At 74.6% G+C, this 12,194-nt stretch carries 9 protein-coding genes and 1 pseudogene; 2 read left to right on the forward strand and 8 right to left on the reverse strand.

The genetic code is table 11. The annotated features are described in order from the left end of the window. Window positions 1-18: 18 nt before the first annotated feature. Window positions 19-633, reverse strand: a complete 615-nt coding sequence (locus tag BS80_RS03220; protein WP_083974137.1) for a sigma-70 family RNA polymerase sigma factor — start codon at window positions 631-633, stop codon at window positions 19-21. 210 nt (window positions 634-843) lie between these two features. Next, window positions 844-1,248, reverse strand: a complete 405-nt coding sequence (locus tag BS80_RS03225; protein WP_035792329.1) for a hypothetical protein — start codon at window positions 1,246-1,248, stop codon at window positions 844-846. A gap of 268 nt (window positions 1,249-1,516) precedes the next feature. On the opposite strand from BS80_RS03225, the gene BS80_RS03230 reads away from it, so the two are divergent. Then, window positions 1,517-2,728, forward strand: coding sequence for a MinD/ParA family ATP-binding protein (locus BS80_RS03230; protein WP_051965815.1), 1,212 nt, complete (start codon window positions 1,517-1,519; stop codon window positions 2,726-2,728). Window positions 2,729-2,784: 56 nt separating this feature from the next. On the opposite strand, the gene BS80_RS03235 is transcribed toward BS80_RS03230, so the two are convergent. The 6 genes and pseudogenes from BS80_RS03235 to BS80_RS03265 form a co-directional block, all read right to left on the reverse strand. Continuing rightward, window positions 2,785-3,564, reverse strand: coding sequence for a DUF2785 domain-containing protein (locus tag BS80_RS03235; protein WP_035792337.1), 780 nt, complete (start codon window positions 3,562-3,564; stop codon window positions 2,785-2,787). Window positions 3,565-3,759: 195 nt separating this feature from the next. Further along, window positions 3,760-5,082, reverse strand: a complete 1,323-nt coding sequence (locus BS80_RS03240) for a S8 family serine peptidase (RefSeq protein WP_051965817.1) — start codon at window positions 5,080-5,082, stop codon at window positions 3,760-3,762. Further along, window positions 5,079-8,476: pseudogene (locus BS80_RS03245) on the reverse strand (right-handed parallel beta-helix repeat-containing protein). Before BS80_RS03245 ends, BS80_RS03240 begins: the two are co-directional and overlap by 4 nt. Window positions 8,477-8,546: 70 nt before the next feature. Further along, window positions 8,547-9,041 (reverse strand): hypothetical protein, encoded by a 495-nt coding sequence (locus tag BS80_RS03250; RefSeq protein ID WP_035792339.1) that lies wholly within the window; start codon window positions 9,039-9,041, stop codon window positions 8,547-8,549. A 1,107-nt stretch (window positions 9,042-10,148) separates the two neighbouring features. After that, window positions 10,149-10,601, reverse strand: coding sequence for a hypothetical protein (locus tag BS80_RS03260; protein ID WP_035792345.1), 453 nt, complete (start codon window positions 10,599-10,601; stop codon window positions 10,149-10,151). A gap of 123 nt (window positions 10,602-10,724) precedes the next feature. Next, window positions 10,725-11,426: a hypothetical protein gene (locus tag BS80_RS03265; protein ID WP_035792348.1), complete on the reverse strand. Its 702-nt coding sequence runs from the start codon at window positions 11,424-11,426 to the stop codon at window positions 10,725-10,727. Window positions 11,427-11,766: 340 nt separating this feature from the next. Between BS80_RS03265 and BS80_RS03270 the strand changes: the two genes are divergently transcribed. Continuing rightward, window positions 11,767-12,081: a hypothetical protein gene (locus BS80_RS03270; protein ID WP_035792351.1), complete on the forward strand. Its 315-nt coding sequence runs from the start codon at window positions 11,767-11,769 to the stop codon at window positions 12,079-12,081. Window positions 12,082-12,194 lie beyond the last annotated feature (113 nt).

The raw sequence follows: 12,194 nt of genomic DNA on the forward strand, positions 1-12,194 counted from the left end.
CGCGGCGCACCGCGCCGGTCAGGCGACGGCGCCGGAGAGTTCGCCCCGGAAAGCCTCCGCCCGGGACGCCTCGGCCTGGGCGGCCAGGACCGGTCGCAGGGCCCGGATCGCGTAGAAGTTGCGGGACTTGACCGTCCCGACCGGCACGCCCAGGACCACCGCGGCGTCCGCCACCGAACGGTCCTTGAGGTGCAGCTCGACCAGGACGTCACGGTGGTGCGGCTGGAGCTGCGCGAGGACGAGCTCCATGTCCCAGGCTGCCAGCACCTCGTCGAACGGGTCCCCCGGGACGGCACGCTCCTCGGGCGCCTCGTCCGCGACCTCCTGGGCGCGGGCGGCGGCCATCCGGAAGTGGTCGATGGCGATCCGCCGCGCGACCGTGAAGAGCCAGGGCCGGCTCTGCTCCGCTCCGCGCGAGATCGCCTCGGGGTGCTGCCAGGCTCGCAGCAGCGTCTCCTGGAGGATGTCCTCGGCCTTGCCCCGGTCGCCGCTGGTCACCCGCAGCAGGGCACGCAACAGGTAGGGGCCGTGCAGCCGGTGGATCTCGGCCAGGGTCTCCTGGTCGAGCGTGGGCTTCCGTACGACACCGGGGGTGTCGGGGAGCTTGCTGTCTGTCACGTCGAGGGTCTGCATGGTCACCGCTCTTTACTTCACGTCGGCACGAACGCATCTGGGAGGCCAGGGCCCGCACGAGATTCGGCGGCTCCCCCGGCCTGTCCGACGCATCGTGCCGGGCGGCGCCAACGACGAACCAATGGATCGCCAACGTTCGCCAAGAGCCGGCGTTGGGCGTTCCTCAGCAAGAAAATTCTCAGAAACCGACGGCGAATCTGCGACCGATCGTCACTGCTGAACCGTGAGAGCCAGTAGCAGGCGCTGCACACCGTCCTCACCGAACCGCTCGATCAGCACCGCCACCCAGTGCGCGGCGGCCTGCCGCTCCTGCGACGTCCAGCCGGACGCGGACGGATGCTCGTCGACCACCAACGCCTCGGCGATCAGTTGCAGTTGGACGGACGGGAGGCCTGCGGGGCCGCCGGTCGCGCCCCGCCGGGCCAGCGACCGGGCCGCCGCGATCACCTCGGCCGCCCGGGCCTGCGGCACCGCCAGGCCACCGCCGGCCGCCGGTTCACCCGACGGCGGGTCACCTGGGGCCTGCTCGGCCGCCGCTTGGCCCGCCAGCAGCCCGGCGATCACCTGACGGATCGTCAGTTCGCGCTGGGTGCGCTCGTCATCTTCGGACAGCACGCCCGCCGCCCCGGTCCGACGTCCACGCCGAGCCCACCAGTGACCACCGTCTCCCATACCGTGCTGCCGTACCGATCCCGGCCTCCGCTCGGACGAGGGCCGCTACGGATAGAAACGTGTCCCGCGTCCGGCGGGTTCACCTCCGGGCGGCGGACCGGGGGTGAACCCGAAGTGGCCGGGCGGCCGCTCGGCACCGCCGGCCTGAACGCCGCGCGGCGCCGCAGCCGTTCAGCTGGCCGGGGGCCGGAGCGACGACAGGAGGCAGCAGATGGCAGGCACAGGCGGCGGAGCACCGACCGTGCAGCGGTTGGACCCGGAGGCCGACTGGCATCTCGCCCCGAACTACACCCCCGCCCACCGCGTCCCCACCGCGCGGCGAAGCGCTCCTGCGGTGACGACGCCGCCCAGGCCCGATTGGACCGAGCCACTGGACGCGCTGGGCACGATCCTGGTGCCACCGGAGGCGCGGCTCGGGAGCTGCCGCGCCGAGCCTGCCGGACCGCCGGTCCCGATGGTGCCCGCCGTCCCGCCGGTCCCCGCGCTACCGCCCCGGCCGGCTGCCGCCCCGCTCGCCGCCGAGCGCCTGCCGCGCCGCCGGTTCCCCGCGCTGGGGAGCGGCTTCGGCAGCGGCTTCGGAAGCGGCGGCGAGCAGGAGCGGATGCTGAAGCTCGCCGCCGTCCGCACACCGCTCAACCGCTGCTACCGGATCGCGGTGATCGGCCTGAGCAGCGGGATCGGCACCACCTCCGCCACCCTGGCGCTGGGCTCGACGCTGGCCGCCGAGCGCCCCGACCGGGTGGTCGCCGTGGACGCGAACCCCGCCGGGGCGGCCGGAGCGCTCGGGCGGCGGACCCACGGCAGCACCGGCGCCACCCTCGCCGACCTGCACGCCGCCGCAGCGTCGATCACCGACCACCGGGACATCCGCCGCTTCACCGCGCAGGGCGCCGGCGGCCTGGAGGTCCTGGCCCACCCCGACGACGACGGCCTCGGACCGCTCGACCCGGTGGTCTACCGCCAGGTGATCGACCTGCTGAGCACGCAGTACCCCGTGGTCCTCAGCGACTGCGGCGCCGGCCTGTCCCCGCAGGCCCTGCGCGGGGTGCTGGACGTCACCGACCAGGTCGTGGTCACCGCCGACACCAGCGTCGACGGCGCTGCGGGCGCGGGCGGCGTGCTGGACGGTCTGGTCGCGAACGGCTACGGCGAGCTGGCGCTGCGCGCGGTCACCGTGGTCCGCGACCTCGGCGGTGGCGGACGCCGGGTCGGGGCGGACCGGCTGGTGGAGCACTTCGGGGCACGCTGCCGGGGTGTGGTGGTGCTGCCGTTCGACGACCGGCTGACCGCCGGCGCGGAGTTCGAGCCCGCCCGGCTGCGTTCCCGGACCCGCCGGGCCTGGCTGGACCTCGCGGCCCTGGTCGGCCAGGACATGGCCCGCGCCCAGCAGCGCGGCGGCGCCTGGTGCCCGCCGCTCGGCTGACCCTGCCGACCCTGCTCACCCGGCCGACCCGGCGCACCGGGCGGCCGCCGGGGCCGCTACCCCGCGTAGGGCGAGGCGATCGCCAACACCGTCGCGACCGCCTCGCGCACCGCCCGGGCGTGCGGCAGGGCCAGCGGCGCGCCGTCGTACGGGTGCGGCCGGACTCCGCGGTCGGCCAGCAGGTAGAGCGCCCGCAGTGTGCGCAGAGTGTTGGAGACGTGCGCGGGCACCGGTCCCGGCCTGCCGCCCGCGAACTCGGCGGCGATCGGCTCCAGCCAGCCGACCGCCTGCTGTTCCGTCAGCTCCGGACGCGTCAGGGTCAGGGCGATCGCCACGCCCAGCCGGTCGTCCTCCATGGCGTCGAACAGGTGGGTGGTCGGCGCGAGCAGCCGGGCGGCGGCCAGTTCCAGCAGCGGCACGGGGTCGGCCCGCGGGCAGCGGCCGAGGGCGCCCAGCAGGTCGGCGCCGTGCGCGACGGCGTGCAGCCAGCCCAGCTCCGCGTCGTAGCCGCGCAGGTCCGTCTCGGCCGGGTACCAGCGGGCGAACGCCTCGGCCCAGGCCGGGTCGTGGTCACCCCGGCGCACCAGGCCTGCGAGGATCAGCGGCGCGAACGTCCGGGCCTGGATCTCGGGATCGGCGAACCGGCCCGCCATCTCGGCGCCGAGCGAGCGCCGTGTCTCCACCGGGAGGTCCGGGATCCAGCGGCTCAGCAGCACGAACGCCTGGTCGTCGCGGACCACCGGATCGGCCGAGCGCAGCGCGGCGCTGAGCCCGGCGATCAGCTCCGGCGTGGGCCGGACGGTGTCGTCGTCGAGGAGGTTCCGCCAGTCCGTCACGCCGTTCAGCCTAGGCCGTGTCTGACAATTCGCGTCGGATGAGCCCGCGGCGTTGGGCGCCCGGCTGGGCGTGCCGGCGGATCGTCCTCGTACTGGGTCGTACTTGGATGATCCGCCGGTGCGTCCAGCCGGGATGCCCGGCGTCGCGGGCCCGGCGGGAATTGTCAGACACGGCCTAACAGCCGGGGTGTGACGCTACGAGGGCCCCGGGCGCCAGCTGCGGCGGCGGCCGCGTGGCAGCACCACGGCCGCGCAGCCGACCAGCACCGCCACGCCCAGCGCGCCGCCCGCGACGGACGCGGCCTGACGCCCGGCCGGCTGCGGGCGCACCGGGGGCATCGCCGTCGAGGCGGCGGACGGCGTGGGCGCGGGCGCCGTGCCGTGCTCCTCGGGAAGGACGGCCGAGACGGCGGCGACCGGGTCGACCGTGCCGTAGCCGAGCTGCGGGTCGGGCAGCGCGGTGCCGGGGTGGTAGGCGGTGGCCTCCAGGCGGTGGACCAGTTGCTCCGTCGTCAGCTCGGGGCGGTAGCCGAGCACCAGGGCGGCCGTGCCGGCGACGAAGGCGGCGGCGAAGCTCGGTCCCGTTCCGGTGAAGTAGCCCACGCCGCCCGGGCCGACGCTCATCACCGAGTCGCCGGGAGCCACCAGGTCGACCCGCGCGGCCGCCGGGGACGCGGGGGCGGCGGACTGGGACGGGGACTGCGCCGGTGCGCCGCCGGGGCCGAGGTCGGCGACCGCCAGCACGTCCGGGGCCGTCGGCGCCTGGGCGGCCGCCGCGCCGGCGCTCGCGCCGCTGGGGTCCACCGTGGCGGGCACGATCACCAGCGCGCCCTTGCCGTCGGCGTAGTGCAGCGCATCGGCCAGCTGGCCGCTCCCGGGCGGCAGCGGCATCGCGAGGTCGATCACCCGGGCTCCCCCGTCGGCGGCCGCGCGGATGCCGCGCGAGACCTGGTCGGCGGCGGTGTTGCCGACGTCGTCGGTGATCGCCACCGCGAGGATCCGGGCCGCGGGGGCGACCCCGGCGAAGCCGACGCCGCTCTGCCGGCCGGCGGCGATCAGCCCGGCCAGGAAGGTGCCGTGGCCGACACAGTCCCGGCCGGAGTCACCCGGGCCGTACTCCCGTGGGCCGAGCGCCAGTCGGCCGCCGAACACACCTGACGTACCGTCAACTCCCGACCCCAGCACGGCCACCGTCACCCCGGCGCCCTGGCTGAGCGACCAGGCGGCGTCCGGGCGCAGGAAGGTCTGCGCCCACGGGGTGAGGTCGGTGCTCCGGGCCGAGGCGTGCAGGCACCCCTGTTGCTGGAACGCGGAGTTGGTCTGGCCGATGGTCGGCAGCGAGGACGGCTCCGCGCCGGCCGACGCGCCTGCGACCGGCGCTCCCGTGGCAGGTGCGCCGGTGGCAGGTGCGCCGGTGGCGGGCAGCGGCGTGTCGGCGCGGGCGGGCCCCGGGGCGAGCGGCACCAGCAGGAGGCCGCAGAGCGCTGCCAGGGCAGCCGGGGCGGACCGGTGGGTCATGCGGTGCTCCCCACCCGGTGCACCGGGATGTCCTGCGGGAGCAGCAGGCTGAGTTCCGACAGGTCGTCGATCTCCAGCCGGCTGAGCCGTCCGGCCTGCCGGGTGACCATCGACTCCAGGGTCTGCCGGGCGAACCGGCCGTTGCCGAAGGAGCGGTCCCGGGGCACCGAGGCGAAGAGCGTGTGCAGTGCCTCCAGCGTCTCGGGCGCGCACAGGTAGCCCGCCGTCTCGGCCTGGATCCGCACGATGGTCGTCAACTCGTCGTCCGTGTAGTGCTCGAAGGCGATCTCGCGGGAGAACCGCGAGGCCAGACCGGGGTTGGAGGCCAGGAAGCCCTGCATCTCCTCCTGGTATCCGGCGACGATCACCACGACCTCGTCGCGGTGGTCCTCCATCAGCTTCATCAGCGTGTCCACGGCCTCCTGGCCGAAGTCGTTGCCGCTGCCGCCGCGCGGGGTCAGGGTGTACGCCTCGTCGATGAACAGCACGCCGCCGCGGGCCCGTTCGAAGGCCTCCTTGGTCAACTGCGCGGTGTGGCCGACGAAGCGGCCGACCAGGTCGGCCCGGGCCGTCTCGATCAGCTGGCCGCCGGTCAACACGCCCAGCTCGGAGAGCAGTTCGCCGTAGAGCCGGGCGACGGTGGTCTTACCGGTACCGGGCGGTCCGGCGAAGACCAGGTGGTGGCTGATCTTGGCGGTCGGCAGGCCGGCCTCCTCGCGGCGGCGGACCTGCTTGATCAGGTTGACCAGGTCCTCCACCTGCTCCTTGGCGGCCGGCAGGCCGACCATCGCGCGCAGCTGGTCGAGCAGTTCGGTGCTGGCCGGGACCGGCTCCTCGCCCGCCTCCTGGGCGATCGCGGCGGCGACGGCCGCCGCGGCCTCGACGCCGACGTCCAGCGGGACGAGCTGCGCGAGGTCCGCGTCGCCCACCTCGGAGAGCAGCGCGAGCCGGGAGGCCTGCCGGTCCACCATCTCCTCGAAGACCTTGCGCGCCGCCCGGCCGTTGCCGAAGTCGGCGCCCTTGGCCATCCGTTCGAAGTGCTCCAGGAGCGCCTCACGGGTGTGCTCGGCCAGTTCGTAACCGTGCGCGCCGGCCGCCCGCTCCACGATGGTGGTCAGCTCGTCCACCTCGTAGTTGCAGAACTCGACGGTCCGGCTGAAGCGCGAGGCGAGGCCCGGGTTGGAGGCCAGGAAGTCCTGCATCTCGGCGGAGTAGCCGGCCACGATGACCACGATGTCGTCCCGGTGGTCCTCCATCAGCTTGACCAGGGTGTCGATCGCCTCCCGGCCGAAGTCGTGTCCGTTGCCGCCGCCCCCGGTCGACAGCGCGTACGCCTCGTCGATGAAGAGCACGCCGCCGAGCGCCTCCTTGAAGACCTCGGTGGTCTTGATCGCCGTGCCGCCGATGATCGCGGCCACCAGGTCGGCCCGGGCCACCTCGGTGAGATGACCGCTGCGCAGCACGCCGAGCTCGGCGAGGATCGCGCCGTAGAGCCGGGCCACCGTCGTCTTGCCGGTGCCGGGCGGTCCCGCGAAGATCAGGTGGCGGCTCATCGGGAGGGACGGCATACCGGCCTGCTCGCGGCGTCTGGCCAGCTTGTTGAGGTTGACCAGGGTGGCCACCTGCTCCTTGACGCCGGCCAGGCCGACCAGCGAGTCCAGCACCGCGAGCGGGCCCTCGGGCTCCGGGACGCCCTGCGGCTGCGCGGGCGAGCCCTCCTCACCGCCCGGCTCCAACGGCTCGCCGCCCTCGCGCGGTTCACCGGATTCGGCCGATCCGCCCGACGCGGTGGCGCTGCCGTGCGCGTCGGCGCTGACGTTCTCGCTGCTGGTCAGGTTCTCCACGGCCAGCCGGTTGCTCGGCCTGGTCTGCCGGAGCCCGGCCCCCGGTTCCCGGTCACCACGCAGTCGGTGATCCGGACCGGTTCGGTGGACTCGATCCGGATGCCGTCCAGGGTGTTGTCGATCAGTTCGCAGGCGTTCAGGCCCGCCCGGCTGCCGGCCGCGAGCATCGCGCCGTGCCGGCGGCTGCCCCGCACCCGGGACCGGGTGACGGTCAACTCGCCGCCGTCCTCGACCAGCAGGCCGTCCCCGCCGGAGTCGATCACGTCGCAGTCGCGCAGCGCGCCGATCCCCGTCCGGCCGGCCGAGACGCCGGGGCCGCCGGAGCCGCGCACGGTCGTGGAGCCCAGGTAGGTGTTGCCACCGTCCTCGATCCGCACGCCCGCCCGGCCCGCCGAGCTGATCTCGGACGCCTCCACCCGGCCGCGCCCGTCACCCAGTACCTCGATGCCGTGCCCGCGCGCGTCGATCACGTTCAGCCGGCGCAGCAGCGGGTTGGCACCCTCCCGGACGCTCACACCGGGCCCGGCCACGTCGCGGATCTCCAGCCGGTCGAACTCGGCCGAGCACTCGCCGACCAGCTCGACGCCGACGTCCCCGCAGTCCCGGACGGCGGTGCGGGTGAGCGAGGGGCCCGCGGACTCCCCCACCCAGATGCCGGTGCCCTCGGCGCCGCTCACCTCGCACTCCTCGAAGGTGCCACGCGAGCGGCCGCCGACGTGGATGCCGTGCCCGGCGCTGCGCGAGGTGCGGCACCGGCGCAGCACCGGATCGGTGCCGGCGGCCAGCACCACGGCGTGGCCCTGGGTGCCGGTGACCGTGCAGTCCTCCAGCACCACCCGGGAGGAGGAGCTGAGGTAGACGCCGACCGAGGTGTCCCGCACGGCCGTGCGCAGCACCCGGGTCGAGCAGTTCTCCTCCAGCGCGAGGGCGGGCTTGTCGGTGGCCGAGATCTCGCAGTCCTCGATCACCCCGCGGGCCTCGCCGTTGGCGCAGACGCCGTTGCCGCGGGCGTCGCGCATGACGCAGTTGCGCACCACCGGGTTGGCCCGCTCGCCGATCACCACGGCGGAGGTGCCCAGGTGCTCGATGACGCAGTCCTCGATCACGCTGCTGCCGGTGGAGGTCTCCACGATGCCGGCCCCCGCCGGGTTGACCACCCGGCAGCCGCGCATCGCCAACGCGCCCTGCTGACGCGTCAGTACGGCCGTCCAGGAGTTGCCGATCACCTCGCAGTCCTGCAACGCCGCCTGCCCGCGCGGGACATCGACGGTCGGCAGGTCGTCGTCCTGCCCCTGGAGCACCAGACCGGTCAACTGCACCGCCTCGGCGACCACTTGGATCACCGCGCCGCGCTTGGGCGAGATCCGGACGCTGCCGCGGACGTCCTCGGCAGTGATGGTCACCATCTTGGTGATCACCAGGTTCTCCTCGTAGCGGCCCGGCCGGACGCTGATCACCGCACCACTGCGCGCCGCCTCCAGGGCCTCGCCGATCGTGCGGTAGCCGCCCTCCCGCTGCTCCGCACACACCGTCAGCACATGGCGCGTCATGCTCGTTGTTCCCCTTCGTCGTTCATGGCCGGACCGGACCGCTCGGTGGAGCAGGTGTCGTCGCCGTCGCTCAGCCCGTGCAGTTCGCCTTGACGGCGGCGGCCGCGAGGTGGGCGTAGGTCTTGGTGGTGTTCGTCCAGTCCTGGCCGCGGTCGTGCAGCATCACGCCGATCCGGCCGTTGCTCACCGGGTACGTCCCGGCGTTCACCCACGCGCCGCGGTTGCCCACCTGGTTGACGGTGAACGAGCCGATGGTGCCGCTGCCCGGGCTGCTGCCGGTCTGCACCGTGTAGTATGCCGGAGCGCCGCCGACGGCCTTGACGTCACCGTTGCCCGGGACGTAGACCGACAGCGTGCAACTGCCGCTGGTGACCGCGCCGGTGCTGAACGTCCAGACCACCGAGTTGCCGGAGTCCTTCCCGGACGCGCCCGACATCGGCATCGAGTTGAACTGGCCGCCGCAACCGCTGTTGCCGGAGTTGGTGACCCAGCCGGCCTGGCCCTGGTCGAACCAGCCGTTCTGCTGGAAGGTGGTCCCGCTGTTGGCGCAGAACGGACCGGCCACACCCGTGTAGCTGGGCGCCGGCGGGGGCGCGGCCTTGGTGGGCGCGGGGGCTGCGCGGGCGGCTGGGGCTGGGTCTGGGTGTTGGGCTGCGGCTGGGTCTGCGGCTGGGTGTTGGGCTGGCCCTGCTGGCCCGGCTGGCCCGGCTGCTGCGGGGCCTGGCCCTGCGGCTGGCTCCCGCCCGCGCCCGAGCCGGCGGGGTTGGCGCCGGCGCCCGAACCGCTGCTGAGCGGCGCCACCACGGCGCCCGCGCCCGCGGCACCCGCCGCGACCGGTCCCGCGCCCGACCCGCCGCCCGCGCTGCCGCCGCCGGTCGTGCCGCCGGCGTCCGCGCCACCGCCCGTCGTGCCGCCCTGCGGGGGCTGGCCCGGGCCCTGCGGGCCGGTGCCGGGACCGATGTCGCCGTGCGCGTCGGCCTTGGGGACGTAGCCGTTGCCGCCGCCGCTCTGCTGCGTGTAGCCGGGCGGGGCACCGGCGCTGGGGCCGCCGGGGGCACCGCCGCCGCCGAGGTGGGACAGGACCAGCGGCAGGCCGATCAGCACCACACCGGCGGTCGCCGCGGCGGCGATCATCGGCTTGGAGATCCGGCTGGGCTTGACGGCGGTGGCCGTGGCGGCGCCGGCCGTCACGGCGCCGAGGCCGTCGGTGGCGGCGAACGCGGGGGGCTCCGCCGCGCCGTCCGCGTCGGCGCCGGTGCTCTCGGCGTCGCCGCCGTCGGGGTCACCGCCCGGGCCTTCGCCTTCGGGCTTCGCCTCGGGCACCGCGGCTACCTCGGGCAGCTCGGGCAGCTCGGGCAGCCGCCCGGTGGCTGCTGGCTCAGCCCGCTCCTGTGCCTGCGGCTGCTCCGGCGCTTCTGCTTCCTCCACGGCCCAGGCGACCGCGGGCAGCTGGTACCCGACCCCGGTGCCCTCCGCTTCGCCCGATCGTCCGCTCTTGCCGTACCGGTCCTTGCCCACCCTGGTTCCCTGGCCCTTCGACGACAGTCCTCACGCAAACGCATCCATCCGATGTGACGGACGCGGTGACCTCCGGGGTTCACCGGTCCGCGAGACCGTTGCGCCGCGCCACCGAGCCACCGAGCCACCGGTCCCGCCGTACGGCCAGACGGCCCTACGCGGCCTCGGCGGCGCCGCCCGCCCGCCAGACCGGCTCGGCGGCCTCCTCCGGCGGGGTGAGGATGAACGCCACCGCACGCTCCAGCACGTCCGCGTCCGCCTCCGGCGTGACGCCCGCCGCGCACCGCGCGCGCAGGTGCGCGAGCAGACCCGGCTCGGGGGCCAGGGCGTAGCGGTCCAGGTAGTAGGTGACGGTGTCCGTCCAGATCCACGAGCTGTCGGTGCGGTAGGTCATCGGGACGACAGCGAGCCGGGACGGCTCGACGACGTCGTCCATCAGCATCGGGGTCATCAGCACCGCCTCACCGGCCTGGAGGTACCGCAGCAGGGCGGCGCGTTCGACGCTGTCGTCGATGCGCGGACGGTCCGCGGCGAAGCCGGGTCCGGTGACCGGGTCCACGGTGTCGAACACGGAAGCCAGCTCGAATTCCTGGTTCGCCTCGGCCATCGCCACTCTCCTGTCGTCGCGCACCCCGGTCCTGCGCCGGGACGCCCTCACCCAGCAAGAACGGATGGAGCGCGCTCGGACGTTCACCAGGCCGGCCGGCGGCAGGCGGCAGGTGTCCGGCGGTCAGCTCCAGTCGAAGGTCAGCAGCGCCAACCGCTCGACGGGCTCGAAGAAGAGCAGGATCCAGTCGGCGCCGCCGCGCCGGTAGTGCCAGCCCGGCACCGCCGCCACGAAGCGGAACCGGTGACCGGCCGGGCTGACCGGCGCGGCCTCGTCCCCGTCGTACTCCAGCGGGAAGAGCCCGGCCTCCGACCAGTTGCCGCCGGCGTCGGTCCCGCCGAGCTGGTCCAGCAGGGCGACCCCGTCGAGGTTCCCGTGCAGCGGGGAGCCGTCGTCGTCGAGCATCAGCAGTCTGCCCTCACGGCGGAACGAGTCGCGGAAGGCCTGGTAGCTGCGCTCCTCGCCCCGGCAGTGCTCGTCGAGGCGGGCCCGGAAGCCGTCCGTCGGCTCCGGCAGCTCGTCGGCGGTCGTCGCGCGCGCGAAGTAGCGCACGTCGCCGAGCAGGCGGTAGCGGTCGCCCTCGATCGCGAACCCGAGCCAGTTGGTGGTCTGCAGGGGGGAGTGGAACGCCTCGGTGTGGTCGCCGAGATAGCCCTCGGCCGGCTCCAGCGGGCTGACCAGGTGGATCCACCCCTGCCAGGCCGGGTCCACCCGCGCGAGGTCGATGGAGACCAACGGGTGCAGGTGCGCGGCCAGTTCGAGCTGGTCTGCGACGAACACCTCCGCCGCCTCCGGGTACACCCGCAGTCCCGGCCCAGCCGTCATGACGTCTTCCTGCATGCGAGCCCCTCCCACGGTGGCGATCCACCGGCAACCTACTCCGGCCCACCGACAGCCACCAGAAACGGGATTGGAGGGGGCTCGGCCGGACCGCCCACGCGGGGCGACAGCGTGTCAGATCCATCATGCCTCGTCAGAGGCTCGGCGGGTAGGACCGAGAGCACGTCCGTCGTCCCTTGTCGCCACCCGTCGGTGAGCCGCAGACTCGACGGCATCCACTCCCCACGGCCACGCGCCGGGACCTGTCCGCAGGTGCCGGTGCGCCTGTCGTGCTGCCCCGCCGTCGGCGGCGGGTGGGGGTGGCGGACGAAAAAGGGGGAACGCGATGGACCAGGAAGCGGTACTGCGGGCGAAGGTGCTGCTGGGCAGCGCGGACCGGCGGGTGGTGCGCGGGCCGAAGGCGGTGGAGATGTACCGGCTGCTGACGGGGACCGCCCCGGAGGTCTACGGCTCCAAACTGGCGTACGTGCTGGTCGAGGCCGCCTGGGCCCCCGGGGCGCGGGAGCTGCCCGCGCTGAGGCAAGCGCTGCTGGACGAGGCGGTCGAGGTCGCCCGGGCCCTGGACGCGGCGAACCCGTACCGGGCGAAGGTCCTGGCCAGGGCAGTGGACGCGCTGCGGGCGGAGGTGGCGGGCGGGTGACCCGGTCGTAGTACCGCGGTACCACCCCGCGGCCGGGGTCGGTCCCTGGGTACGACCGATTCCGGCTCGCGGGTTCGTAGCGTTGAGCACAACGCAGGCCGGGTCGTCCGGCC

It is taken from the genome of Kitasatospora mediocidica KCTC 9733 (assembly GCF_000744225.1).
GTDB classification, from domain to species: Bacteria; Actinomycetota; Actinomycetes; order Streptomycetales; family Streptomycetaceae; genus Kitasatospora; species Kitasatospora mediocidica.

Excerpts from the sequence above, each read along its gene's own strand:
- BS80_RS03265 (WP_035792348.1), bottom strand. The coding sequence starts at position 11,426 with ATGACGGCTGGGCCGGGACTGCGGGTGTACCCGGAGGCGGCGGAGGTG.
- BS80_RS03270 (WP_035792351.1), top strand. The coding sequence starts at position 11,767 with ATGGACCAGGAAGCGGTACTGCGGGCGAAGGTGCTGCTGGGCAGCGCG.
- BS80_RS03260 (WP_035792345.1), bottom strand. The coding sequence starts at position 10,601 with ATGGCCGAGGCGAACCAGGAATTCGAGCTGGCTTCCGTGTTCGACACC.
- BS80_RS03230 (WP_051965815.1), top strand. The coding sequence starts at position 1,517 with ATGGCAGGCACAGGCGGCGGAGCACCGACCGTGCAGCGGTTGGACCCG.
- BS80_RS03220 (WP_083974137.1), bottom strand. The coding sequence starts at position 633 with ATGCAGACCCTCGACGTGACAGACAGCAAGCTCCCCGACACCCCCGGT.
- BS80_RS03240 (WP_051965817.1), bottom strand. The coding sequence starts at position 5,082 with ATGACCCACCGGTCCGCCCCGGCTGCCCTGGCAGCGCTCTGCGGCCTC.